Origin of the sequence: Neobacillus sp. 204 (assembly GCF_046562815.1) — a bacterium.
Taxonomy (GTDB): domain Bacteria; phylum Bacillota; class Bacilli; order Bacillales; family Cytobacillaceae; genus Neobacillus.
In genome coordinates, this window is the sequence record NZ_JBJORY010000011.1 from 117,151 (window position 1) to 143,880 (window position 26,730).

Annotated in this window: 26 protein-coding genes; 20 read left to right on the forward strand and 6 right to left on the reverse strand. The window is 38.9% G+C overall.

The window, feature by feature from the left end:
* Positions 1–120 precede the first annotated feature (120 nt).
* The 7 genes from ACJ004_RS21530 to menC are packed head-to-tail and all read left to right on the forward strand — an operon-like array spanning position 121 to position 6,368.
* The gene (locus ACJ004_RS21530) at positions 121–972 is read left to right on the forward strand and encodes a MurR/RpiR family transcriptional regulator (protein ID WP_410895188.1); all 852 of its coding nucleotides are present in this window, start codon (positions 121–123) and stop codon (positions 970–972) included.
* Between the two features lie 21 nt (positions 973–993).
* Entirely contained in the window at positions 994–2,145 is a 1,152-nt protein-coding gene (locus ACJ004_RS21535) for an amidohydrolase (RefSeq protein WP_410895189.1), read from the forward strand.
* Between the two features lie 12 nt (positions 2,146–2,157).
* On the forward strand, positions 2,158–2,946 hold the full coding sequence (locus ACJ004_RS21540; RefSeq protein ID WP_410895190.1) for a transporter substrate-binding domain-containing protein: 789 nt from the start codon (positions 2,158–2,160) through the stop codon (positions 2,944–2,946).
* A gap of 12 nt (positions 2,947–2,958) precedes the next feature.
* A complete protein-coding gene (locus ACJ004_RS21545; RefSeq protein ID WP_410895191.1) occupies positions 2,959–3,615 on the forward strand; it encodes an amino acid ABC transporter permease in 657 nt (218 codons plus the stop codon).
* Between the two features lie 51 nt (positions 3,616–3,666).
* Positions 3,667–4,389, forward strand: a complete 723-nt coding sequence (locus tag ACJ004_RS21550; protein WP_410895264.1) for an amino acid ABC transporter ATP-binding protein — start codon at positions 3,667–3,669, stop codon at positions 4,387–4,389.
* 27 nt (positions 4,390–4,416) lie between these two features.
* Positions 4,417–5,238 carry a GNAT family N-acetyltransferase gene (locus tag ACJ004_RS21555; RefSeq protein WP_410895192.1) on the forward strand — a complete coding sequence of 274 codons (822 nt, stop codon included), beginning with the start codon at positions 4,417–4,419 and terminating at the stop codon, positions 5,236–5,238.
* Positions 5,239–5,258: 20 nt separating this feature from the next.
* Positions 5,259–6,368, forward strand: a complete 1,110-nt coding sequence (gene menC / locus ACJ004_RS21560) for an o-succinylbenzoate synthase (RefSeq protein ID WP_410895193.1) — start codon at positions 5,259–5,261, stop codon at positions 6,366–6,368.
* A 225-nt stretch (positions 6,369–6,593) separates the two neighbouring features.
* On the opposite strand, the gene ACJ004_RS21565 is transcribed toward menC, so the two are convergent.
* From ACJ004_RS21565 to madL, 3 genes are all read right to left on the reverse strand, one after another.
* The gene (locus ACJ004_RS21565) at positions 6,594–7,901 is read right to left on the reverse strand and encodes a M14 family zinc carboxypeptidase (RefSeq protein ID WP_410895194.1); all 1,308 of its coding nucleotides are present in this window, start codon (positions 7,899–7,901) and stop codon (positions 6,594–6,596) included.
* A 563-nt stretch (positions 7,902–8,464) separates the two neighbouring features.
* The gene (madM, locus tag ACJ004_RS21570; protein WP_410895195.1) at positions 8,465–9,229 is read right to left on the reverse strand and encodes a malonate transporter subunit MadM; all 765 of its coding nucleotides are present in this window, start codon (positions 9,227–9,229) and stop codon (positions 8,465–8,467) included.
* Positions 9,210–9,623, reverse strand: a complete 414-nt coding sequence (gene madL, locus ACJ004_RS21575) for a malonate transporter subunit MadL (protein WP_410895196.1) — start codon at positions 9,621–9,623, stop codon at positions 9,210–9,212. Before madL ends, madM begins: the two co-directional genes overlap by 20 nt.
* 302 nt (positions 9,624–9,925) lie before the next feature.
* On the opposite strand from madL, the gene ACJ004_RS21580 reads away from it, so the two are divergent.
* The 12 genes from ACJ004_RS21580 to ACJ004_RS21635 all read left to right on the forward strand — a co-directional run bounded on the left by ACJ004_RS21580 (position 9,926) and on the right by ACJ004_RS21635 (position 24,233).
* Positions 9,926–10,576 (forward strand): GntR family transcriptional regulator, encoded by a 651-nt coding sequence (locus ACJ004_RS21580; protein WP_410895197.1) that lies wholly within the window; start codon positions 9,926–9,928, stop codon positions 10,574–10,576.
* Positions 10,577–10,612: 36 nt separating this feature from the next.
* On the forward strand, positions 10,613–11,548 hold the full coding sequence (gene mdcH / locus ACJ004_RS21585) for a malonate decarboxylase subunit epsilon (RefSeq protein WP_410895198.1): 936 nt from the start codon (positions 10,613–10,615) through the stop codon (positions 11,546–11,548).
* Between the two features lie 38 nt (positions 11,549–11,586).
* Positions 11,587–13,233 carry a malonate decarboxylase subunit alpha gene (gene mdcA / locus ACJ004_RS21590; RefSeq protein ID WP_410895199.1) on the forward strand — a complete coding sequence of 549 codons (1,647 nt, stop codon included), beginning with the start codon at positions 11,587–11,589 and terminating at the stop codon, positions 13,231–13,233.
* 16 nt (positions 13,234–13,249) lie between these two features.
* Positions 13,250–14,119, forward strand: coding sequence for a triphosphoribosyl-dephospho-CoA synthase (locus ACJ004_RS21595; RefSeq protein ID WP_410895200.1), 870 nt, complete (start codon positions 13,250–13,252; stop codon positions 14,117–14,119).
* A 194-nt stretch (positions 14,120–14,313) separates the two neighbouring features.
* Positions 14,314–14,625, forward strand: coding sequence for a malonate decarboxylase subunit delta (locus ACJ004_RS21600; protein WP_410895201.1), 312 nt, complete (start codon positions 14,314–14,316; stop codon positions 14,623–14,625).
* A complete protein-coding gene (mdcD, locus tag ACJ004_RS21605) occupies positions 14,603–16,297 on the forward strand; it encodes a biotin-independent malonate decarboxylase subunit beta (protein WP_410895202.1) in 1,695 nt (564 codons plus the stop codon). Before ACJ004_RS21600 ends, mdcD begins: the two co-directional genes overlap by 23 nt.
* Complete coding sequence (locus tag ACJ004_RS21610; protein ID WP_410895203.1) at positions 16,288–16,905, forward strand: malonate decarboxylase holo-ACP synthase; 618 nt, start codon at positions 16,288–16,290, stop codon at positions 16,903–16,905. The genes mdcD and ACJ004_RS21610 overlap by 10 nt, the downstream gene beginning before the upstream one ends.
* 355 nt (positions 16,906–17,260) lie before the next feature.
* Complete coding sequence (locus ACJ004_RS21615; protein WP_410895204.1) at positions 17,261–19,999, forward strand: ATP-binding protein; 2,739 nt, start codon at positions 17,261–17,263, stop codon at positions 19,997–19,999.
* Positions 20,000–20,002: 3 nt separating this feature from the next.
* On the forward strand, positions 20,003–20,863 hold the full coding sequence (locus tag ACJ004_RS21620) for a CheR family methyltransferase (RefSeq protein ID WP_410895205.1): 861 nt from the start codon (positions 20,003–20,005) through the stop codon (positions 20,861–20,863).
* Positions 20,805–22,859 (forward strand): PAS domain S-box protein, encoded by a 2,055-nt coding sequence (locus tag ACJ004_RS21625; RefSeq protein WP_410895206.1) that lies wholly within the window; start codon positions 20,805–20,807, stop codon positions 22,857–22,859. Before ACJ004_RS21620 ends, ACJ004_RS21625 begins: the two co-directional genes overlap by 59 nt.
* A gap of 42 nt (positions 22,860–22,901) precedes the next feature.
* Complete coding sequence (locus ACJ004_RS21630; RefSeq protein ID WP_410895207.1) at positions 22,902–23,852, forward strand: sugar ABC transporter substrate-binding protein; 951 nt, start codon at positions 22,902–22,904, stop codon at positions 23,850–23,852.
* A 153-nt stretch (positions 23,853–24,005) separates the two neighbouring features.
* Positions 24,006–24,233 carry a hypothetical protein gene (locus ACJ004_RS21635; protein WP_410895208.1) on the forward strand — a complete coding sequence of 76 codons (228 nt, stop codon included), beginning with the start codon at positions 24,006–24,008 and terminating at the stop codon, positions 24,231–24,233.
* Positions 24,234–24,375: 142 nt separating this feature from the next.
* Here ACJ004_RS21635 and ACJ004_RS21640 read toward each other — a convergent pair whose 3' ends face one another.
* Positions 24,376–24,564, reverse strand: a complete 189-nt coding sequence (locus ACJ004_RS21640; RefSeq protein WP_410895209.1) for a YjcZ family sporulation protein — start codon at positions 24,562–24,564, stop codon at positions 24,376–24,378.
* Between the two features lie 586 nt (positions 24,565–25,150).
* Here ACJ004_RS21640 and ACJ004_RS21645 point away from each other — a divergent pair.
* Positions 25,151–25,324 carry a hypothetical protein gene (locus ACJ004_RS21645; protein ID WP_410895210.1) on the forward strand — a complete coding sequence of 58 codons (174 nt, stop codon included), beginning with the start codon at positions 25,151–25,153 and terminating at the stop codon, positions 25,322–25,324.
* 112 nt (positions 25,325–25,436) lie between these two features.
* Here ACJ004_RS21645 and ACJ004_RS21650 read toward each other — a convergent pair whose 3' ends face one another.
* Together ACJ004_RS21650 and ACJ004_RS21655 are read right to left on the reverse strand one after the other, a co-directional pair.
* Complete coding sequence (locus tag ACJ004_RS21650; RefSeq protein WP_410895211.1) at positions 25,437–25,637, reverse strand: heavy-metal-associated domain-containing protein; 201 nt, start codon at positions 25,635–25,637, stop codon at positions 25,437–25,439.
* A gap of 300 nt (positions 25,638–25,937) precedes the next feature.
* Positions 25,938–26,729, reverse strand: coding sequence for an ABC transporter permease (locus ACJ004_RS21655; RefSeq protein ID WP_410895212.1), 792 nt, complete (start codon positions 26,727–26,729; stop codon positions 25,938–25,940).
* Position 26,730 lies beyond the last annotated feature (1 nt).

Consider the following 26,730-nt stretch of genomic DNA (forward strand, 5'->3'; position numbering starts at 1 on the left):
AAATTTTTTTAAAAAAAGATTTCTAAATATTCAACAAATAAAGTATAATAAAAAACAATAAAGAAGTCCCTGCAACAAAATTAAATTATGAAGCATTTCCTGCATGGATAGGAGGAAGCCATGAAAAACTTTGAAACAATCATTAAGGAAAAATTTGAAACTTTGTCCCCAGGGCAAAAAAAAGTAGCAAAACATCTAATAGAGAAACTGGATGAAGCAGCTTTTAACACAGCTACGATGATTGGACGAAAGGTAGAAGTTAGTGAAACCACGGTTATTCGACTTTCATATGCGTTGGGATTTAATGGTTTCAGTGAAATGCAGCATTACATTCAACAGCAGATCGTGAACAAAAGTTTGCATCCCTTTAGTTCAGATCCGAAAGTCGAAAATCGAGTGGAAGAGCACACCTCAGTATTCACCGAAATCATGGAAAAGGATATCCTTTCTCAGCGACAAACCAATCATCAGCTCAATGAAACAGAACTATGGAAGGTCGTTGATGTATTAATCAAAGCCGATCGAATCTTCATTTTGGGAATGGGTGCATCCTATGCACCCGCACACTGGTTTTCTTTTCAACTCCATTCCCTTCGCGATCAAGTCACACTTTGCCCCTCAACGGGCGAGATCTATGAGCGGTTGGGCGATTTAAGTGATCACTCTGTTCTATTTGTAATCTCGTTTCCTCGTTATTCGAAGGAAACCCTGCATATTGCAGAGTGTGCAAAAAAACAGGGTGTTCCATTAATTTGTGTGACAGATCGATTATTGTCTCCGATTGGTCGAATCGCTGATTATACATTGACAACGGAGGAAGATTCCGAATCGGCCGCCCATTCCATCACACCAGCAATCATGTTGTTAGATTTCATCATTGCTGGGATGAAAGTGAAAGATTCAGAGCAGATCCAAGTGCGACAGCAGAAATTAGAAGAGCTTTACTCAAACTATGGTGTTTTTGTTGAATGACCAAAGGAGAAGAGATAATTCATGAGCCTCCTTATCAATTATATTAACGAGCAGGAACAAAGTATTTTAAAGACGTATGCTGACCTGCACCAATTGGCTGAGCCAAGCTGGCAGGAACAAAAGACCTCACAATATATTCAGCGAGTATTAACAGAGGCGGGGATACCATTTAAAACATACGAAGGGCATTTTGGGATTGTTGCCGATATACCAGGAGAAGGCAACGAGATCGTCGCATTACGTGCCGATCTGGATGCCCTTTTACAAGAAGTAAAGGGGAAGGTTCAACCCAATCATTCCTGCGGGCATGATGCCCACAGCACCATGGTACTACATACTGCCTTGGCTTTTGCGGCTTGTAAACCTTACGTATCTAAACCGGTTCGTTTCATTTTTCAACCCGCAGAGGAGAAAGGCGAGGGTGCACTAAAAATGATAAAAGAAGGAGCTTTGGTAGGTGTCCACTATTTATTTGGTGTTCATCTTCGTCCTTGGTCAGAAGTTCCAATGGGGAAAGTGGCTCCAGCCATCGTTCATAGCTCCTGTGCTACCATTTACGGGGTAATTAAGGGGAAGCAAGCACATGCATCACGACCCCAGGATGGAAACAATCCGATTGAAGCTGCATCTTACTTAATCCAAGCCTTGCAAAACATTCGTTTAAAAAGCCCTGATTCTTTTTCGATTAAAATGACAGGCTTACATGCTGGTGGAGATTCATCCAATGTCATTCCAGAAACCGCTAATTTTATGTTGGACTTACGGGCAACAACAAATGAAGCAATGGACGAGCTGCAGAATAGAGCAGTGGATTTGCTAGAGAAGGTAGGTGCTCTAACAGGGACAAATATAAATGGAACTGTAAAAGAATTTGTTCCAGCTGCAAGATTAAACAGGGATGCGATTATGCTAGCAAAAGAGGCAGCTTCCTCTGTCTTGGGAGATGAAAATGTGGTAGCCAACTGTATTTCACAAGGTGGCGAAGATTTTCACTTCTATACCCTTCAAAAGCCAAAAGTAAAGGCGACCATGATTGGATTAGGCTGTGACTTGCGTCCTGGACTTCACCATCCGGACATGCAGTTTAATCAAGAGGCGCTCCTTAATGGGACGAAAATATTAACAAGTCTAATCTACAATGCTGCTTCAAAAAATCACGATAATAAACATTAATGGGGGATCATTATGAAAAAGTTTATAGTTGGTTTGTGTATAGCAGGTCTAGTCATGACCATGGCCGCGTGCGGTGGGAGCAAAGAAACTAGTGGATCAGGAAAAGGTGAAGCCCTTAAATCTATTAAAGATAAGGGAGAAATTGAGATTGCTATGGAAGGGGCGTACCCTCCCTATAACTACATTAATAAAAGCAATAAACTAGAAGGTTTTGACGTGGATATTGCTCAAGAAGTAGCGAAAAGACTGGGTGTAAAAGCGGTTTTAGTTTCCAACCCATGGGATAGTATGATCCCTGCCTTAACAGGCAAAAAGTTTGATTTGATCATTTCCGATATGGCGATTACCGAGGAAAGAAAGAAGAAAGTATCGTTTAGCGACCCTTATTTTACCACTGGAAATCAGTTGTTTGTTCCAAAAGACTCTTCCATAAAAGCTCCAAAAGACATGAAGGGTAAAAAAATAGGTGTAACGATTTCAACAACTGCTGCCGAAGAGGTAACAAAGCTTGGAGCTGATGTGAAACTGTATAAAAATGATTTTCTTGCCTTTGAGGACTTGGTAAATGGCCGTCTTGAAGGTGTCTCAACAGACCAAGGTGTAGGTGCCAAAATTATTCTTGATCAGAATTATAGTTTAGTAGCAGTTGACGGTCTTTTGAACACGGAATTAGCAGGCATGACAATACGTAAAGAAGACAATGATCTCCGAAATGAAATCAATAAGATTATCACCGAAATGCAAAAAGACGGTAAGTATGAAGAAATAAGTAAAAAATGGTTTGGAAAAGACATCCGATAAGGAGCAAATGATATGTTAGATTTTTCTCTTGTTACCCAATACATTCCATTTTTACTCGAGGCATCACTAATGACACTTGAAATCTCGATTCTTTCCTTAGTCCTAGGGTTAGTTATGGGAATTATCATCGTAATCTTGAAGATTTCAAAATTTAAAGTCTTGTCTTTGTTCGCAGACTTTTATATTTGGGTTCTTAGAGGGACACCTCTTTTGGTCCAACTATTTCTTGTTTACTTTGGCCTTCCGCAAATCGGAATTGAATTGAATCCCTTTACCGCCTCCGTACTTGCATTAGGAATAAATGCCGGAGCCTATATTGCCGAAATTCTAAGAGGAGGAATCTTGTCCATTCCTAAGGGCCAGATGGAAGCCGCCCAGTCGTTAGGATTGAGCTATCCAACCATCATGCGAAGAATTATTCTTCCACAGGCATTAAGAGTTAGCATCCCTGCGATTGGCAATGAGTCTATTACACTTCTAAAAGATTCATCGCTTGCCTCTCTTGTCACTTTATCAGAATTAATGATGACCTCACAAAGATTTGCATCAACAAATTATGCATTTATTGAATTCTATATTACTGCAGCCGTTCTTTACTTAGTGATGACAACGATCTTTTCCTTTTTCCTAAGAAAAGTAGAATTTAGGTTGTCGGTTAGTGAACGTTAGTCAAGGGAGGACCTACCCGTGTCAAATAAAGTGAAAGATCATCTTCGCCCAATTATCGAAATTGAAAATGTTCATAAAAGTTTTAAACAATTGGAAGTGTTAAAAGGGATTAATTTACAGGTGTATCCTGGTGAGGTGGTTGCCCTGATTGGTTCAAGCGGTTCGGGGAAAAGTACGCTTCTTCGCTGTTTGAACGGTCTTGAGACCCTATCATCTGGTCTAATTTCGATAGATGGGACGGAATTAAACTATTCGCCGCGGAGTATTCAACAGATTAGACGGGAAGTAGGGATGGTATTTCAACAATTTAATTTGTTCCCGCACCTGACAGTGTTACAAAACATTATTGAAGCGCCAATTCAGGCATTAAAGAAGCCTAAAGGAGAAACTGTTGAACATGCCTTAGCGCTCCTGGAAAGGGTGGGTCTAAAGGATAAAAAGGATGTATATCCAAGAAAACTTTCCGGAGGTCAGCAGCAGCGGGTCGCGATTGCACGAGCAATGGCAATGAATCCGAAAATTATGCTCTTTGATGAGCCGACCTCTGCGTTAGATCCAGAACTAGTTAGTGAGGTTCTTAATGTTATGAAGGGTTTAGCAGAAGAAGGAATGACGATGCTGATTGTAACTCACGAAATGAAGTTTGCTAGAGAAGTGGCCGATCGCGTCATTTATATGTGTGACGGTGTCATCGAAGAACAAGGACCGCCACTTCAACTATTCAGCAATCCTAATAGCGATCGTTTAAAAAGCTTTCTTAAAAGTGTCATTTAATCAAGGACAGGAGGATCGTTACTCAAAATGGATTTACAAGAACCGATAATAATACGCATGTTACATACGGCAGAAGAATTGACTGCCGTTAGAGACTTAGAAAGTTTGATTTGGTCTGATGAGGATCCGGTCCCAGTTAACCATAGTATCGCTGTTGTAAAAAATGGCGGGATGGTGATCGGCGCTTTTTCTGGCGTACAATTAATTGGATTTCAATATAGTTTTCCAGGATTTAATGGGTCAAGTGTCTATCTTTGTTCGCACAGTATGGGGATTCACCCAGATTTTCGGAAAATGGGAATTGGCGAAAAATTAAAATTAAGGCAGCGAGAAGAGGCTCTTAACATGGGCTATCGATTAATCACATGGACGTATGATCCACTGGAAACGGTCAATGGCTATCTTAATTTAAGCAAATTAGGCGGCGTATGTACGCAGTACATTGAGAATTGTTACGGTGATATGCCTGACATCCTTAACGCCGGCTTGCCATCTGATCGCTTTTTAGTGGAATGGAACATAGCTGAGGAAACATCTAAGCGGAGGGAAGATTTTATTGATAACCAAGAAGTGCCCTTCTTGATTCATGTAGAGGAGGATGCCCAAGGCTACCCAGTTCCGAAAGCGGTCTTACTTGATAGCGAGAAGGAAGCGAATGTTCTATATGTGCCAATTCCTAATCAATTCCAAACGATTAAATCTAATAATTTAAAAGCGGCATTAGAATGGAGACTGAAAACACGAGAGGTTTTTACCCATTATTTGAGCAAAGGGTGGATGGTTACAGCATTACGGAAGAGTGATCATCCTTACCTCCATCATTATGTATTAGAAAAGAAACATACTTAACGGAGTGAGGGATAAATAGTATGGAAATACAACGAATCGTGTTAAGACATATGAAAATGGATCTTTTACACCCCTTTACCACAGCTGTTGGGACGGAATATGATAAAGATTTTATTTTGGTGGAAGTCATTACAAAGGATGGTATTACGGGATGGGCGGAGTCAGTTGCTGCGATAGATGCTACTTATAAAGAAGAGACAGTCAAAACCAATTGGCATATGATGGAGGATTTTTTGATACCAATTCTTCTGAAGGAGCCAATTTCTCATCCGGATGAGGTCTCAGAACGCTTTCACCATATTCGTGGAAATTATATGGCAAAGGCTGCCCTTGAAGGAGCCATTTGGGATGCCTATGCTAAACAGCAGGGAGTAAGTCTTGCGAGTGCCCTCGGAGGATCCTTAGAAAAAATTGAAGTCGGCGTCAGTATTGGGATCCAGGACAATGTCGAAGAATTATTATCTTTGATAGAGGGTTATTTACAAGAAGGATATAAACGCATTAAAGTAAAAATTCAACCAGGTTGGGATGTAAATATTTTAGCGGAGATTCGAAAATACTACCCAGATATTCCATTAATGGCTGACGCAAATACGGCTTATACCTTAGATGATATCGAAACCCTAAAGGCGATGGATCAATTCAATTTAATGATGATCGAGCAGCCATTGGGCTTTGATGATATCGTCGATCACGCACAGCTTCAGGCGCAAATTGAGACACCGATATGCTTGGATGAAAGTATCCATAGTATTGAAGATGTGAGAAAAGCCATCTATCTAGGAAGCTGTAAAATCATTAACATTAAGATCGGACGTGTTGGAGGCTTAACAGAATCTAAAAAAATCCATGATTTATGTGCGGCTAATGGTATTCCAGTCTGGTGTGGAGGTATGCTTGAAGCTGGAGTTGGAAGGGCACATAATATTGCGATCACAAGCCTGTCTAATTTTACTCTTCCGGGTGATACGGCTGCATCTGAGCGTTACTGGAAGGAAGATATTATTGATCCTGAGGTAGTCGTGGAGGATGGGATGATTACCATTCCAAAACAACCCGGAATCGGGTATGAACCGAATCGTCAACGAATTGAAAAGTACACTCTTTATAGCCGTACCTTTCATGCATAGATAAGTATTTGTATTGAATAATCATGGGAAAAAGGAATCATTCTGGAGAGGAACATTTTACAGTGTAACGTATTGAAGAAAGTTTTCACATAATATGGTAATAGGAGAATGACCGAATATGTCCCACATGTTCGGTCATTTAGTATTTCCTCGTTTCAATTAATAGAAAAGGAACAACAGAGCCTATAAATTTTATAGGCACCGTTTAAATTTAAGACTTATATATTAATCTCTTGTTGTAGGATCCGTAATTCTATTAGTAGCTTCTGGAATGGCATCATAAATCGCAGGATCTATGTCGTTAATCGAGCCGTCAGCTAGCCCTTTAAATACCTCATATAATGGAACTTTTACGGTTTCTTTCAACATACCGGACTGTTTTTGTCCTAGAGTCTGGCTTTGGCCCTTGATTTCAATCAACATGATGGAAGTATCATTTAAAGCAAATGCTCCAAGTGCGGTACCAGGAAGGTTAACATCTGGATATTTTTGAACGGCCCCATACTGTGAATACCCTCTCTGAAGGGCAAGAGATGCGAGGGCATTGACTTGTTTGCCGAATTTCAATACGTCTTCATCTACTTCATAGGTTTTACCTGAGAACGGATCTTTGTAAGGATCAGCCACTACAGCCGCTACTTGTACTGGAACAGATCTGTTATCCTCATCTGATAGAGTATTAAATCCGCGATGGTGCACGTCAACATACACATCCGGTTTAAATTCTTTAAAGACGCCTGAAACCGTTCTGGCTTCAGCTGTTACAAAAAAGCCGCCATTGCTGCTGTTATTTGTTGTTTTGTTATTCAAAAATGATGCTACTTCGGCTTTGTCCGCATTTTCGACCCTAAAATCTAAATTTGGATTATAATCTCTGTTCTGGTCATAACCAGGGATACCATAAACTACACGGCCTTCATCTGTCTGACCCCGTTCACTGCCATCTGAATTGTAATACCATGGTGCCTTTGTACCTGCTGGAAGTGAAATATTTTCTGGTAGCCATGTTTGGTGAGTATATCGAGTTGGGTACCATTTTCCTTCGAATTGGTTATCAGCTCCTTCGGGATTAATTCGGGGCATGATCCAAATGGAAACTTTATCAAGAATATCGTTAATTTCCTTACCACCGCTTGAAAGCTTTTGGATAATGTCAATGGCAGCTTCTGTGCCGATTTGCTCGTTACCATGAATTTGAGTTGTAATTAAGATTCTTTTTTTGTTTGGATCGGCATCACCGAATTTTACCACATATAAGGGATCTCCTTTGTCCGTTTCGGTTTTGTATCCATCTGGAGATTGATTGGAATATCCTGCAATCTCTAATTTCATTTTGCCTTTAGAAGACGCCTGAAGTTTTTCTAGAGTGCTGGCTAATTCCTCATTTGACATATAACTGGACAGAGAGATGTTTTGCTCATCCTCAATATAAGGTCCGTTTGGTTTTGACTGAGGCTCAGCCATCGCAGTAGAGGATAGTGTCATGGTTAGTGCCATTGCCGTTGGGATGACAACCTTTGTAAACTTTTTCATTTAAATTCCCTCCAATATTTAATTGGTCCCACCTTTATCTTTATGTATTTGGAAAAATATGTGGTGCCAATGAATAGTTTACCAGAGAGAATAATAGTTATTAACTGAAAATACTATAAATTTGGAAAATTGATACAATATTACCTTATTTAACTATATTTTTTAGTACATATATCCTGTTAAATTCTGGATTTTTAATAAGTAGTTAGGACTATCAACACGTTTCTTTATATTAAGCCTGGGGTTAATTTCGAGACCATTCGCAAGCTAAGGTGACTATTCTAACGAGAATTCGGTTATATTTATTAGAACCGTAGATTTAGTGCCTGACCCGTGTGCTTTAACTTCGTAGAGTGCTTGTTTACCTCAACTTGCTCCTGGGAAACTGGAATTATGATGCTTTCCTGAGAGATGGTAGAGTTGACACCTTAAACTGGTAAAGAGCCTCTCCATAAGGAAAGGCTCCTATTTTTACAAAAGAATTAAAATGGTTATTGACCAGTTCTCCATCAAAAATAACCTTGTTAATGAGTATTAACGTTTACCAGAAGATAGTTCATCGATCATGCAAAAAATGCTTTTGTTACCAAAAATAATACGGAAGGGCCAAGCAGGCAGCCTAAGCCAGTATAAAAAGTGGCGGTTACTGCTCCGTAGGGAACAAGTTTTGGGTCTGTTGCGGCCAATCCTCCGGCGACCCCGCTTGTTGTTCCCATTAATCCTCCATATACCATTGCCGTACGCGGGTTGTTTAACCCGATATATTTTGCTACGAATGGGGTGCCGATCATTGTAAGGATTGATTTTATAAGCCCGGCAGCAATACTTATGGTAATGACTTCAGAGCTTGCCCCTATTGCTGTTCCTGTAACAGGACCCACTATGTAGGTGGCTGTTCCTGCACCTATCGTAGTTAAGCTAACCGCGTCTTTATATCCGAATGCCAATGCAATACATACTCCGACAATAAAGGAGAGAATCACACCAATAAACAGAGATAAGACTCCATTTACTCCAGCCTTTTTAATTTCACTGAAGTTTGCTCCAAAAGCAGTAGCAACAATCGCAAAGTCCCGGAGCATACCGCCGCCCATCAGACCGATTCCTGTAAAGAGGCTTATGTCTGCAATTCCTTTCTCTCCCCCTGTAATTACTCCCCCTATATAAGCAAGCACAAGGCCGAGGGTGATGGCAATAGCTGATCCGTGAATCCGCCCTTTTGTTAACTTGTCAGAAATGAAATAAGAGAGATACATAGTAAAGCCAACAATGGCAAAAGAAACAATTAAACCATTATTTTGAAAAACACTACCTAATGTTTCTAACACGCTGCTCGCCTCCAATCAATTCACTTTCATGAGACTCATTAATTGTACCGCCCCTGCTAAGAAGGGGAACAACTGCCCAACTAATTAGGACTACGACCACACCTGCAGTAATTGCAAGTACTCCCCCATCAAGAGCTGCTACGACATTTTGCTGTGCCGACATGGCAACAACAATCGGGATGTACATTCCACTCCAAAAAGCCAATCCTTCTTGCGTCTGTTTGTTTAACTTTTCTTTCTTTTTCAGGTATTCCACAATCAGAATCAGCAACAGCATGGCAAAACCGACCCCGCCGACATTGGCGTCAATACCAAGTATGTCCCCTAGGAGATCCCCAAAAAATACCCCTGCTAAAAAGCAAATTGATAATAAAGCGACACCAAAAATGATCATAGAATTTCTCCTTTTCAATTTTTTTGCTTTAGACAAAAGAGACAAAAAGCTATAACGCGGAGAGAAAACAAAACAATGCTTGTCTAGACAAGAGGAGAGATTGAAAGACCAAAAGATGAGTAAGCGTTTTCAAACTTAGAATCAACAGTCGACTGTATTCTAAAATCCATAATAAAACGAAAGAAAAGAATGTGTCAATTCATTTTTAAAATTTTCTAAAAATATTGAATTTTCTAATGGGTCACGTTATAATTAAAAAAATCGACAGTCGACCAAATTTTCTATTAGGAGGAGACAGAGTCATGCAATCTCGTAAAATTAATGAAAATGCTCTATCAAACCATATAGCTGAACATATTACTGAGCAAATAATTAAGGGGGAGTTAGTACCAGGGGAAAAGCTGATTGAACATATTTATGCAGAGGAGTATGGAACAAGCCGTGCCCCAGTCCGGGAGGCCATTTATTTACTCTCAATTGAAGGTCTTGTGGAAAGAATACCGCGGAAGGGAGCGGTGGTAAAAGATTATACAGAGAATGAAATTTATGATCTCCTCGAAATTCGTAATATGCTTGAAACAATGGCCATCGAACGGATTCGGAGAAACGGTACGGATCATGGTTGCTTGCAAAAAATGGCTGCTATTTTGAAAGAAATGAAGGATATTACGGATGTTCATCTGTATACCCAGTTAAATCACTCCTTTCATATGAAAATTGTGGAGATGAGTAAAAGCGAAACAATTAAAACAATGTATTCCCGTTTGGGCTGGCCGTTGCTTAGGATCCAAAGTCTTTCATTCGCAAACAACGGAAACATTGAAAAATCAGTAGATGAACACGAAAGATTGATTGACCTATTGACTAAGGACAAAATAGCAGAGGCCGCAGAGTTATTAACCAGCCATAACCAAGATGTTATTTCCAGCATTAGAAAAAAGTTAGCTCAATAGAATTGTATTGACATTGCCTAAGAAGGTGGATGAAAGATGAAACTAGCATTCTTATTTCCTGGCCAAGGATCCCAAAAGCCGAATATGCTTCATCATCTGCAGGATCACCCTGTTATTTCAGAGGTCATGGAGCAAGCTAGTGATATCCTTGGTGAAAGCGTATACAAACTAGATTCGATGGCTGCATTGGAGTCGACGATTTCAGTGCAGCTTTCAATACTTGTTTCCTCTGTTGCAGTTTTAAAAGCATTTGCATCGGAAGGAGTACTTCCAGATATTGCAGCAGGCCATTCTGTCGGCTCATTCAGTGCAGCGGTCGCATGCAAGGCGATTGAATTTGCTGATGCTATTAGGCTGGTGAAGCTTAGAGGGCAATTGATGGAACAGGCCTTTCCGTCTGGATACGGGATGGGTGTTGTAACAGGAATCGACGAACGAACAATGAAAGAAATAGTAAAGTGCTATTTTAGTGAAAAGGATCCTATTTACCTAGCAAATATTAATGCTCCCGACCAAGTTACAATTTCAGGTTCAATTACGGGAGTTGACAGGGTTATCCATCATGCCAGGGATATAGGGGCGAGAAAAGCGGATGTTCTAAATATTAGTGTCCCTTCACATTGCCCATTACTCCAGCCGGTTTCTGTTTCATTATACAAAGAACTTTCAAAAGTTCATTTTCGTTCACCAATTATTCCCTATGCCTGCAATCGGACAGCAAGACTTTTAAAATCACCAGAACAAATTAAAGAGGATCTTGCTTTTAACCTTTCTCATCCAGTCAAATGGCATGATATCTCTTCCATACTTTGCGAACATGGAACAAGACTTTTTATTGAAATGCCTCCAGGGAACGTGCTGGCAAGTTTAGCAAAAAAAGCTTTGCCTGGTGCCCGAGCACTTTCTGTTGAAGAAAATGGGTTTAGGAATTGTCTGTTATTGGCCAATCGTTTCATTTCAAATCAATCTTAGGTTTAAAAAAAATAATATTTGAAAGGGGTTACAGTTAAATGCAGACAATCAAACAACGTTCTTGGAAGACCCGATTAGAAGCAAAAGGAAAAAGAATCGCGAACATGCAAAGTATAACCAATAACCGAATTATTCCTACAAACAAAATCGTCGAGGCGCTTGAAACATTGATCATGCCTGGAGACCGCGTCGTGTTGGAGGGGAATAACCAAAAGCAGGCATCCTTCCTTTCTACAGCCCTTGCCCAGGCAGATCCTAGAAAATTGTACGATTTACATATGATTATGTCGAGTATATCTCGTCCCGAGCATTTAGATTTGTTTGAATCGGGCATTGCCAAAAAAGTGGATTTTTCCTATGCAGGCCCACAAAGCCTTCGAATGGCACAAATGCTTGAAGATGGCAAGCTGACCATGGGTGAGATTCATACCTACGTGGAACTGTATGGAAGGCTATTCATTGATTTGATTCCATCTGTTGCTTTAGTAGCAGCCGACAAGGCAGATGCAGAAGGTAATTTATACACAGGAGCTAACACGGAAGAGACTCCGACCCTTATTGAAGCAGCAGCTTTTCGAGATGGAATTGTGATTGCACAGGTAAATGAATTGGTAGATGAATTGCCGCGGGTTGATATACCAGGTTCTTGGATCGACTATGTAGTAGTTGCTGATAAGCCGTACCAGCTTGAGCCTCTTTTCACCCGTGATCCCCGTCATATTACCGATATTCAGGTACTTCAAGCAATGATGATTATCCGTGGTATTTATGAAAAACATCAGGTGAAATCGCTGAATCATGGGATTGGTTATAATACAGCTGCTGTTGAGCTGCTCCTTCCCACATACGGGGAGTCACTAGGACTGAAGGGGAAAATATGCAAACACTGGGCCTTGAACCCGCACCCTACGCTTATCCCTGCTATTGAAAGCGGCTGGGTGGAGAGTATCCATTGTTTTGGAGGGGAGGTAGGGATGGAAAAGTATGTGGCTGCAAGGCGTGACGTATTTTTTACAGGACATGATGGAAGTATGCGTTCCAACCGTACGTTATGCCAGCTTGCGGGACAATATGCGGTTGATTTGTTTGTCGGTTCCAGTTTACAAATAGACGCCGCAGGTAATTCCTCAACCGTTACCCGAGGAAGGCTGGCAGGGTTTGGAGGTGCACCCAATATGGGGCATGACCCAGGGGGAAGGCGACACTCTTCCCAAGCGTGGCTCGACATGATAACGGATGACGATCCGCTAGTACGCGGCCGAAAACTTGTTGTCCAGGTCGTCGAAACATTTCAAAAGGGGAATAAACCAATTTTCGTTGAAAATTTGGATGCTGTGGATGTTAAAAACGATGCAGGGCTTGCTGTTGCACCCGTTATGATTTACGGCCAGGATGTTACCCATATTGTAACCGAAGAAGGAATTGCCTACTTGTATAAAGCAAGTAGCATGGAAGAGCGGAGACAGGCGATTGCTGCAATCGCAGGTGTTACCCCGATTGGATTGGAACATAACGTGAAAAATACTGATAAATTAAGAAGAGAAGGGCTGATTGCTCTTCCGGAAGACCTCGGAATTAAAAGGACAGAAGCAAAGCGTTCCTTATTGGCAGCTAAAAATATTGAAGAGCTGGTGGAATGGTCAGAGGGATTATATGAGCCGCCGGCTAAATTTAGAAGTTGGTAACAGGGGGCCGAAGAGGATGAATCACATCCAAACAAATATTCAGGATCTTGGAAGGCTTGCAGTACAATCGCTCATCGAGGAAGCAGAACTGACGCCAAAACCAGGACTCGTTGATAAAGAAAATTCCGGATCGCATACGGACATGTCGATAGATTTAATGATCAGATCGGCTAAAGCATTGGAGCGGACATTCAGAGAGATTGCTAAGGCAAGCTCAAACAGAAAGCCGTCACAGAAACTGCGCGAAGAGATTGCCGCGATCGGACGCCAAGGAGAAAAGGATATGTTCGAAGCAACCGGAGGGGTTAACACACATAAAGGGGCCATTTGGGCATTAGGTCTGCTTGTCTCGAGCTCAGCCATGAACCCTGAAGAATCTTCTATGGACAATATTGCATTGTCCGCAGGAAAGCTTGCTCGCTTTCCAGATCGGAATCAACCGAAAGTAATAACCAATGGTGCGCATGTAAAAGTAAGATACGGGGTAAATGGTGCCAAAGGTGAAGCTCAGCAAGGGTTCCCTCATTTAAGAAATATAGCCTTACCTGTTCTTTATGCGTCAAGAAGAAGTGGTGTAACAGAAAATCTTTGCAGGTTAAACGTCTTAATTGCGCTAATGGCTAGTCTTGATGATACTTGTATTTTGCACCGGGGGGGTTTGAAAGCGCTGGTCAGTACAAAGGAGCTTGCCAATGAAATCCTGAAATCAGGCGGAGTATGGACTGTAAATGGTTGGAAGGTTTTAATGCAGTTAGATCAATTATTGCGCTGGACTAATGCTTCCCCAGGTGGAAGCGCAGATCTTCTAGCGGCTACTTTATTTCTCGATTCACTTCATCTGTATACCAGGAATCAAACTTATCCGCAAGTCACATTAGCTAATTAATAATGGCTCTTTTCGTAAACTTTGTTGCTTTTGGAGCTTAATAAGGGTCATTTACTAAGTTTCTTGGCAATTTTCGCAAATGTTCTTACGAAAAGGTGCCACGAAGTATCTATTTATACGGGTTGATTAACTTATACGAAAAACAACAATCTTTGCGAAAATAGCCTTAATAATAAAAAATGGGGGACTGCCAATTGGAAAGATTAACATTTCGTTTTCCCGCAACTAAAATCCTTGAATCGCAAGCACATGTGGGAGTAGTTGGATCAGGTGATCTTGAAATCTTAATGGTACCTACTGATGGGGATTTTGCAGAAGTAACTATACGAACTGGAACCACAGGATATAAAGAAATTTGGAAATCGGTCTTGGAACGATTTTTTATACAAAATGCTGTATCTGCCAGAATTATGATTAATGATTTTGGAGCAACTCCAGGTGTTGTCACATTAAGACTAGCACAAGCATTGGAGGTGGCTAATAATGCTGAATACAATAAAAACTAGCTTTGTAGAATGTAGTGGCCGTGAAAGGGCACATTTTTTACTGGATGATTCCAGCTTTAGGGAACTACTGGATCCATTTACAGGGATTGAATCACCTCACTTGGAACCTCAAGGAATTGTTCCGCAAAGCGATGATGGAGTGATCATTGCCAGAGGTGAAATGAATGGACATTCTTTATTAGTGATATCAATAGAAGGAAATTTTCAGGGTGGAGGAATTGGTGAAGTTTCGGGTGCTAAAATTGCAGGAGCTTTAGAGCTTGCTTTGAAGGACAATCAATCCGGCACCTGCATTTACCCTATTCTTATATTCGACACAGGCGGAGTCAGGCTGCAGGAGGCAAACTATGGCCTATTGTCTATTGCAGAAATCGGATCAGCGATTGTTGCTCTTAAGGAATATGTCCCTGTCATTGGCATCATCCCAGGCAAAATCGGTGCTTTTGGAGGTATGTCCATTACTGCTGGTTTATGCAGCTCATTAATCATGACTCGCGAAGGACGCCTCGGCTTAAATGGACCGGAAGTAATTGAGCAGGAAGCTGGCATCGAGGAATTCGATTCGACGGACCGCCGCCTGATTTGGAATACGATCGGAGGAAATCAAAGAACAGCTTCAGGCTTTGCAGAAATATTGGTCGAAGATGATATCGGCAGATTAAAGCAGTCTATACTTTCTGAAATCGTGAAGGGGACAAGGGATACCGCAAGAAGTGCTCAGGTTGATCGATATTTATCCTTTTTAGAATCTATTAATCTGTCTGAGAAGCTAAGACCGGAATCAGTCAGAAGCTTATGGATGCAGTCCGACCTAATCGTTGATGGGGAAGGCGAGCACGGCAGTAAAAAAGTCCCGATTGATGAAATAAAAAGCAGGGGCCAAAAATGGTTTAAACTATTGGCATCGGGGTCACCGAATATTAGCGAAATCCCTTCGGTGCTTTGTGCCGACTCCTTTATCGGCAATAAGGCTGCCCGTTTCCTTGCAGTTGTGCCCGATAGAGACAGTCGCTTTCCAAGAGCCCGAACTGGTGAATTCGGACTAGAGCAGGGATGGATAATCGCCAAGTATATCAGGGAAGCAATCGAGGAGGACCGAAATAAAGAGAAGCGGGCAATTGTTGCAGTTGTTGATGTACCTAGTCAGGCGTATGGATATTGTGAAGAACTTTTGGGAATCCATCAGGCATGCGCAGCAGCTGTGGATGCCTATGCATCAGCAAGATTAGCAGGCCATCCAGTGATAGCATTTATTCCAGGTAAGGCGATTTCAGGAGCATTTCTTTCCCATGGGTTGCAGGCCAATCGTTTGATCGCTTTAGATGACGAGGGTGTAAATGTGCATGTAATGTCCAAAAAATCGGCGGCAAGAATCACGCTTCGAACAATTGATGAGCTTGAAGAAGCAACGAAAAAAGTTCCGGCGATGGCTTATGATATCCGATCCTTTGAAAAACTAGGCGCTCTTTATGAACTAATAGTCGGAGTAAATGCAGATGATCCCAATGAAGCCGACCTACTGACAGTACGCAGTAATTTAATGGATGCAATCGCGGACATAAAAAATAACCCAAGGGATTTAAGTAGTCGGCTAACTTCTACTTTTGCAAGAAACGGCGGACGGTCAGCTTCCATTTTGGTCAGAGAAAAGTTGAGAGAACAATGGTTTTAGAACCACACGATATACTGGAGATTAACAGCAGGGATTTAATCAGCCACTCTCCTCTCCCTGAATGGGCCGTTCTTTCCCTTGAACTTGCTCCATTTGTCGTTGTCCGCAGGGCAAATGCTCCTCATGGGCAGGTAGCTGTCGGGATTAGGGGCAAAAAAAGAAATGAACGATTTGCCGCGTTTTTACCGGATAATAAAGTGATTCCGCAAATAAAACCTGAACATCTTACTGAAAGGTACCTATGGGAAAATAAACAGTCTCCTGTGTTTTCGTCTCTTACAATTTCTGCAGACCTATTTAACAAATACAGGTTTTCCTGGGGACCGGGAGGCAGTGTTGGCTTTGAGCTTGCCAGCAGCGTACAAACAGTAACCTTAGAAAGTGATCTCGATATCATCGTTCGTGCCCCTGAACCGCTCCCAATGAATGTGGGTGTCCAGATTGTCAATGAGCTGAAAAAAAGCCCAGTAAGAATTGATGTCCAAGTAGAAACACCAGCTGGTGCGTTTTCATTAATCGAGTATGTGAGTGACAGCGGCCATGTATTATTAAAAACAATATACGGACCAAAGCTGAGCAAAAACCCGTGGATGGATCCAAAATCATAAACACAAAGCGGTTCAATTCCTTAAAATTAGAATTGAACCGCTTTTTTACTTTTATTACAATTTTGAAACACCTCATGTAAAATAATTTCTCAAGACTCTCAGGAATTGGGGTTAATTCACATGCTGTCAAGGTAATATCTACCTATAATAGGTAGTAATGAGTGAATTATTATACCAGGCAGTACATTTTTATAAAAAATTATTATGTAGACGATAATAATGACTTAAAGTAAAATTAAAAAATATGAAAGTTAATTGATAAATAAAAATATATATTGAATTTTTTGTTTTTTGTGACAACTAATCTTTGACATCAATAAATTAAACTTTTAATGATAGTATATCTGGAGGTTATATGAAATTTACAACAAAACTCTATACGAGCATAGGGTCATTACTGCTGTTATTTTTTATTATTGCTGTCATTTTAATGAACATGCTCGAACAGACCACAGTGAATATGAATGTTGTTGTTAATGATTTAAATGAGAGAATCGAAAAGGCTTCAGATATTAAATATGAGACTTCTAGAATAGGACTAGAGCTATCTTCGATGTTATCTGATCATGGAAATGGTATCGATTTAAATGCGACGAATTCTTGGGAAGATTCCCATACCAATCTGCACGTTGCGATTGAATCACTAGAAAAAATGGACAAGCAAGAGAAATCTAAAGAACTAATTGCAAAGTTTTCAACATTACATGAATCATATAAAAACATGGGTCAGCAAGCATTGACAGCAAAAAAAATAAATAGTGAGTATAAAATTCCTGCTGTATTTTGGTCTGACTCAGAACTTATTAGGCAGAGAATGATTCAAATTGCCGATCTTCTTTATGGATTGCAAGAACAAAAGATGAAAAATGAACTTTTAAGATCTAAAGATACATACAACTGGGCTGTTACCATAATTTACATTTATCTTGCCATTGCTTTATCGATTGGAATTGGTTTTACAATTTGGATTATTAGAGGAATGACAAATAACCTTAACAAGATAACTGCAGTCATGAAAAGAGCTACCAATAGTGATTTTGATTCATTGCCCCGAATTGATATTTCCTCAAGAGGTGAACTGGGTGACATAGCTGTTGCCTTTAATAAAATGGCACATGCACTTGAGGAGCATAGTAAGTTAGAGAAACAATTAAAAGAAGAAGCAGAAGACCAAAGCTGGCTAAATACAAAAATTGCAGAGGTTGCTACCATTTACCCAAAAGTTGAAAATGTTTCTTTGTTAGCAGAATTGTTAATTACGAAGCTTGTACCGATGGTTGGCGCAAGCTGCGGAATCTTCTATGTTAAGGAAGTGGAAGAGGACGGGCAATATTTAAGAAAGATTTCTGCTTATGCTCTTTTAGATGATGGTAAAAATGATAGGCGTTTTCGATTTGGCGAGGGTCTAGTTGGCCAATGTGCACTAGAGCAGCGCTCAATCTTACTGAAGGCTGTCCCCGATCATTACATAAAAATAAGCTCAGGCACGGGAGCAGCTTCTCCGAAAAATATCATTATATTACCTGTACAATTTGAGGATGAAGTGCTTGCTGTCATTGAAATTGCATCATTCGAGTCATATAGTCCCCTGCAGGTAAAACTCCTTGAAGCAGTAATTAGTAATATTGGTATTAAAATAAATAGTATTATTAGCCATATGAAAGCAGAAGGATTATTGCAGGAATCACAAGTAATGACAGAAGAGCTTCAAGCCCAATCAGAAGAGCTGCAGTTACAACAAGAAGAGTTAAGGACCACGAATGAAAAACTTGAAGAGCAGTATATAGCCTCTGAACAAAAGAACAAAGAAATAGAAAAGGTTAAGGAAGCGCTTGAAGAGAAAGCTCAACTACTAGAGCTTAGCTCTCAATATAAATCCGAGTTTCTTGCCAATATGTCCCACGAGTTAAGAACACCACTTAATAGTTTACTAATTTTAGCGCAAATACTCGCTGAAAACGGGGATGGAAATCTTACCGCTGAACAGGAAGAGTATATTCGGACGATCTATTCATCTGGTAATGATTTACTTCATTTAATAAACGATGTTTTGGATTTAGCGAAAGTGGAGTCAGGTAAATTAGATGTGAACCCTCAAGTGGTAGAACTTCAAGATGTGCAAGATTATATCGAACGCCAATTTTATCCTATCGCAAGTCAGAAGAATGTTGAGTTTACTGTTGAAATGGAAGCAAGTTTATCAGACACTTTCTATACGGATGAACAACGATTACAGCAAATTTTAAAAAATCTCCTTTCAAATGCTTTTAAGTTTACGGAGAATGGCAGTGTGTCCTTAGTTGTTCGGAAGGTAATAAAAGACGTCAGTGAGAAATTTTTGGAGAACGAAGCTCGAGAGCAATCGATGCTTGCTTTCTCCGTTATCGATACGGGAATTGGCATTGATAGAGACAAACAAGAATCGATATTTGATGCCTTTAAACAAGCAGATGGAACGACGAGTCGTCAATATGGCGGTTCTGGATTAGGACTTTCCATTAGTCGAGAAATGGCGCAGTTATTAGGTGGATATATTGAAGTAACTAGTAAGAAAGGAAAAGGAAGCACCTTTACTTTATATTTACCGTACTTTCAAACAACCAATAAAATTGTGGGGAATTCTACTATGGAAGAAGTGGCCATAAGTCTTTATGAGGATGCCCCACTTAAAGATATAGAAGATCGAATAAACCAACAAGGGATCTCTTCATTGAAAAACAAGAAAGTTCTCATTGTGGATGATGATATCCGAAATGTTTATGCTTTAACAATCGCTCTTGAGAAGTATGAAATGGATATCATTGTAGCAGAAAATGGTCGCGAAGGGATTGAGGTATTACAGGAAAACCGAGATACAGACCTAATCTTAATGGACATTATGATGCCTGAGATGGATGGGTTTGAAGCAATGCGACTAATTCGCCAAATGACAGAATTTCAAACAGTACCAATCATTGCCCTTACAGCTAAGGCAATGAAACGAAGTAGAGAAGAATGTTTAGATGCTGGAGCAACGGATTATATAAGTAAGCCCATTAACTTAGAACAGTTATTTTCCTTAATGCAAGTATGGCTGTATAGAAAGGAGAGCTAGAAAATGACAAAAGAAAAATTGTCAAATAACCATCATATTCTACAGTCAGAAGAGATTGAAAGAATTGAAATAGAATTACTTCTTGAGGCCGTTTTTCGTTATTATGGTTATGATTTTCGAAACTATGCCTTTCCTTTCATCCAAAGGAGAATTAGCCATCGTGTTTGGAAGAAGAATCTTTCAAGTATATCAGCACTTCAAGAAATGGTACTACGCAATTCAGAAGTCATGGGGGAATTGCTTTCTGATTTCTCGATTAATGTTACAGAGATGTTTCGTGATCCCCCATTTTTTAAGTCATTCCGAACCAAGATTATCCCTTTAGTAAAAGATTATCCTGAAATTCGAATTTGGCATGTTGGCTGCTCTACCGGAGAAGAGGTTTATTCTATGTCGATTCTCTTGCATGAAGAAGGGATTTACGAAAAAACGAAAATATTTGCCACCGATATAAATAATAGTGTTCTAGAAAAGGCGAAGCAAGGTACCTTTCCATTAGATAAAATGCAGCTTTATACAAAAAACTATATCGAATCAGATGGGAAAAGGGCGTTTTCAGAATACTATAAGGCTGTGGATGATAAGGTTTTTTTCCATCCCTTCCTGAAAAAAAATGTGGTGTTTGCACAGCATAATTTAGTAACCGATCAATCATTTAACGAGTTTGATATTATAATCTGCCGAAATGTATTCATCTATTTTAATAAGGTTCTTCAAAATTATGTCCATACGTTATTATATAATAGCCTAGCCGAATCAGGTTTTCTCGGGTTGGGTAAAAGAGAGGGGATAAAGTTTACTAGTTATGAACACTGTTACGGAGAATTTGACGCATCAGAAAGACTTTATCGAAAAGTTAAATAGTCCCCATTCTAAAAAGGTTAATATTTTAATGGTGGATGATCATCCAGAAAATCTATTAGCATTAAAAGCTGTACTTACTTCTCCAAATTATCACTTGGTTAGCGCAAATTCAGGAAAAGAAGCGTTAAAATGTATGTTAAAACAAGATTTTGCTGTTATATTACTAGATGTTCAGATGCCTGGGCTAAATGGCTTTGAAACGGCGAAACTCATAAAGGCTCGAGAAAAAACAAGACATATTCCAATCATCTTTATCACAGCGATTAGTCAAGATATGGAACATGTGCATCAAGGATATTCAGTAGGGGCCATTGATTATATTTTTAAACCCTTTCATCCAAACACATTGAAACAAAAAATCGAACAATTTGTTAAAATTTATCAAAATCACAAAGAGAATATCATTCAGACTGATCGAGAACGTACCTTTGAACTAAATGAAGTGCATAAAAAGTTAGATCGAACAACGTTAAATTTACGTCGGACGGAGGCATTATCTAAAGTTATTGGTGAAACCATAGTCGATACGATTCTTACATTTGACGATCAAGGATCTATTTTATCAGTGAACCCAGCTAGTAAAAGAATGTTTGGTTACAATGCTGATGAATTAATTGGAAAAAATGTGATGTTGCTTTTTCTAAAATTGGCTGAAGACAATGGAGATGATTCTTTCTCTTCTTCTATTAAACAATCTGGCGGTAAAGTAATTGAATCGGTGGCTATTCGAAAAGATGAAAGTCACTTTCATGTAGACATTCTTATTGGTGAAACAACAGTCGAAAATCAACAGATCTTCGTTTGCACGATTCGTGATGTCACAGAAAGAAAGCAGATAGAGGAAATTAAAAAACTACAATTCAATACAATGGAAGAAATAGTTGAAAAACGAACCTTAGAACTTATTAAGGCGAACGAGAATCTACATAAAGAGATTGAGGAACGAAAAAGAATAGCCGACCATTTGTACAGTTCTCAAGAAAGATTTCGAAGAATCTTTGAATCAAGTCCTTGTTTAATGGCGATTTTTTCTCTGAAGCATTTAACCTTTATTGAAGTAAATACTAGTTGGATAAAATTTACTGGTTATAGCCATGATGAATTGGAAAAACACAAAATTAATTTGAAGAATTTTGTGGATGAATTAACAGGAAACCCTATTAAACTTGACCGGAAGATTCGTAATAAGAAAATCAGCTATAAAACGAAAAATGGGGATTTTCGCGATGGATTATTATCTACTGAATTAATTGATATCCATCCTGAACCATGTATCTTAATCGTTTTAACGGATATTACGGAAACGGCTCACTTAGAGAAAGAGATGTCCCGGTTAGATCGTTTGAATTTAATCGGTGAGATGGCGGCAGGAATAGCCCACGAAATTAGAAATCCCATGACTACTGTTCAAGGATTTTTACAATTATCAAGGAATAATAGCGCTAATTTATCAGCAGAGATCATTGATTTGATGTTAGATGAATTAAATAGGGCTAATTCGATTATTACTGAATTTCTTAATTTAGCCAAAAACAAGGTCAGTGTTAAGAAAAAACAAAATTTAAATACGATTCTTGAAGCACTATCTCCTTTGATTCAAGCAGAAGCTTTAAGGTCCAGTAAACATGTTAAGCTTGAATTAAATAATTGTCCTGATATATTTATAGATCAAAAAGAAATTCGTCAACTTATTTTAAATATTGCTCTAAATGGACTGGATGCCATGTCGTCTAATGGAAAACTTACCATAAAAACATTTACAGAAAAACAAGCAGTTATTTTAGAAATAAAAGATCAAGGAAAAGGTATTAGCCCGGACGTATTACAAAAATTAGGAACACCGTTCTTTACCACGAAGGAGACGGGAACAGGATTAGGTTTGGCTATTTGCTACAGTGTAGCAAAACGACACCACGCTGAAATTGATATATCAACGGGAGCTGAGGGAACCACTTTCTCCATTCGATTTAATATTAATCCCAGTTTTACTAACTGACTGTAGTTTCTATTCGTAAACTAAAAGAGAGGAGAGGATGTAATGATCAAAAATGGAAAACTAGTTTTTATTGTTGGAGCGGTTATTTCTGTTATTATTATAAGTTTTATTTCTAAATCATTTGCAGATGAAAGACCGAAAGTGGTCATTGTTTTAAAAAATATGGACACCCAATATTGGGAAATTATTAAAGCTGGTGCTGAAAAAGCGTTCAGTGATTTTGGTATAGATGGGAAAGTTCTAGCACCACTTGATGGTTCTACTAGAGAACAAAGGAGATTATTAGAAAAGACTTATCAAGAAAATCCAGATGTATTAATTGTTGCACCTATTGATTCAACGGTTATACCTTTATTGGATAAGTATACGAAACAAAAAAAAATTCCTGTATTGCTAGTAGATCAAGATTATTCTTGGCAAAATAAAACTTCTTATATCGGTACCGATAACGTAGATTTAGGAAAAAAGGCAGGCTCGCTTTTAGCCTCGCAGCTTCAACCTGGAAATAAAGTTGCCATTATCGGTGGTCATTTATCAGTCTCAGTATTTAGAGAACGGATAAATGGAGCTAAAATGGCTTTAAAAGATGCAGGAATCATAATAGCGGCAGATACTGTATGGAATTCGGATGATGAAAAGACAGTAAAAAAAGAAATGACAAAGATATTGCTTGAGCATCCGGATATTAAGGGAGTCTTTGCCACACATGACATTTCCGCTTTACTTGTAATAAAGGTATTGAAGGAACAAGGTGTTACTATACCAGTCATAGGAGCAGACGGAATTCCCGATATGCTGAAGTTAATAAAGGATGGAACGATATCTAGTACAGTAGCACAAAACCCTTATGATATGGGATATTTAAGCGTTGAAACAGCATTGAAAGTGACAAAGGGAAAAAATGTTGAAAAAGTTGTTGATACTGGCGTAGATATAATTATTAAAGAAAATGCAAAGCAGAGATTAGACTTCCTGAATAAATTGTTAAAATGAGTAAAAAAGTGTCAGGGACCTTCCAGGGATTGGATGGTAGCTGACGCTTTTTTCATAATAAAAACATAAACAAGGGATTCTTATTTTTTGATGAGAAAATCTTACCATAAATTTAATCGGTAACTAGTAGAGAAAAAAGAATGATTTGGTATCTTGGATGCGTGGCAATCGATTGAATATAAAAAAGTCAGGACAAAAATCCAAGAAGTGATCGATATATTGGAGAAGTTAGAAGAAAAACCCAAAAGAGTAGATCAAGTGGTAATCACTTTTTCTGCAAATAAACAATGGCTTTCGATACCGGTAGAAATTCGTAGTCCGGTGAATCTTACATTTTTCCACTTGAGCGTGCATTTAGTCCCACGAATTAGGATGGAGTGATATTCCTGTTCCTTTTACATTAAAAGATGCGATGATTGCTGACAGGAAGGGGACATGGGATCGACATGTCCCTGTTTTTTGTCATCTAACTCGATAAGAACTTTTTGTTTTTTTTGAAGAACTTGCTATTAAGTCCGCCCTATTAAAGGCAGAAAGCAATGGCGCCTATAATGATTAATAAAATAAACAACACTATTATAATGATAAAACTTTTACACCCACGAACATTAACACAATGTCCATGTACAGGAGTCGCATAGCCGTAAGACATCGATGACTGGGGAATAACATTAGAGTTATCACTAAATGTTGGGATCGCATTATTATACATTCAAACACTACCTTTCGATTGTATGGGGAGTAATTAGGCCAATACCCTTTATAATATACTTAGAGATGAAATTGGAGCCAGTATATATAAAATTTTAAAGGGAGAGCCAGCCACTGTCCGAATAGCAGCAGCGAAAAGTAATCAGAATGCCGCAGAAGGTAAACTCAAAGCGTTTGTAAACTGATTCTAGTAAACAAATAAATAAATACTTGCTAGCTGTATCCCGTTCTCTCATCCCACTAAACTACGTAGGAGTGGATCAATTTGAGCATGATGCGGTTGCTGGAATGCTGCCGTTTCCAATGTTGTCATCCATATATAAGCTTTCACAGGGAGAAAAAAAAATCACATGAATTCTACTTATTAAGAACCTCGATTATTTCAACAACCAGGCATGGTTAGCTGTTATATCACTAGTAGATCTCTTGTTTGCGTATTTCCACTATGGGAAAAAAGTTATGGGCAATAATTTATCAAACAACAAAATGTTTCCATCAAACTTTTGTGTTGTTAAGGGAACAATATATTTGAGAAGGAGCAAGAAATGATATCCAATTCAAACGCAATTATGGAGGAGAGGTCCAATATGGAATCTGAAAAAACAGGTCAAAATCGTAATGATACAACTTTTAATTTCAAGAGGCAAAATGAAGAAGTGTTAGAAATTAGTTCAACTGGTTATGGATTAGAATCTATTTCAAAAGAAAATGAAGAAAAAGAACTACTAGAACCAAAAAATCCTTCCTGTGGAGGATTATAAAAATAATTAATTTTAGGTATTACAGCCCCAAACCTTTTTAAGGTTTTGGGGTTTTTTTAGGTAAATTGTTACGTATCCTAGGATGAATCTGTAAGCGATTACCAAAATTGAACTAATCTAGAAGATGTAAGCCATGCTGCAGGATCCTTGCTTTGATACTTTCATTGGAAACCTGGTTTTCATCATACTCTATTTTGACTTCACCATCTTCAATGTCTACCATAGCCCTTTCGACGCCATTCAATTGAACAAGAATCGTTTCTAATGTTTGGATAGGTTGTTCACTTACTGCTTCTTTTACAAAAATAGTCATGTTAGCCAATTATAGATCTTCCTTCCCGTTTTTAAATTTTTTGTGATCGCTCTTTCCAAAATATACCCAATATTAGTAGAAGATATGTAGAAATTACGATGCCTGACCCCCAGTTGAGTAAAGCGTTACTCCAACGGGGGTCAGGTACCACATATGTTCATCTTGTAATTAGAAGAGCGGAGAAGTGATGAGTAAATGATTAATTAGTGAAACACCTGCGAATGAGCATTTGGCTAGACCTTCGTAGTTCAGGCTTCCAACTAAAAACGGCAGCACCTTTCCCTGCTAAGTTTTTCAAATTTAATTTTGATAATTAAATTTTTTATTGGCAATCCAATAATTCGTTACAAGGAGTGGAAGTAAGATACAAATAATCGTAAGTAGTACATAGACTATTTCGTTTGAATTTAGTGTTCCCGTGATTAGAGATTCCATTGCGTGTTTACTCATTGTGGCTGGATTTACATAATCACTTGATGGGCTCAAACTTGCACCAATTCTGCAACCCATAAGGAAAACAATCGAAATTAATGCGATAATACCCTGACTTTTAAACATAGTACTAATCATCGTTGTAAAAGATACGATAAAAAGAACCCATGCAAGATAAAATAATAGCGCTGTAATCATGTGCGAAAATGGAACATCTGTGAAAAGATAATTTACATATAGATAAGAAGCAAAGTATCCAATCGATACACTAAAAGCTATTATCAAATAATTTGAAACAATTTTCCCACCTATATATGATATAACAGGAACAGGTCGTGTTAAAATGAAGGCCAACATTCCATTTGATTTATCTGATTGAATAATACCCATCATTGAAATAACAATAATCATAAGACCAAGCTGATCAAATTGAGATCCTAAAGTACCGGCTAGTACTTCTCCTCCTTTTTGAGCTGCCGTGCTCGGATCAATTGTAATTCCTTGACCTCCACCTAACGATTCCAAAATTAATGGCAAGTAATAAGTTGTTATTGGCTGAGTTATCCCTAAAAAGAGAAAGACAATCGGTAGCCAAATAACTTTATAATCACGTATCATTTGAACAAATTCTTTTTTTATCAATACTTTAAAGTTCTTCATT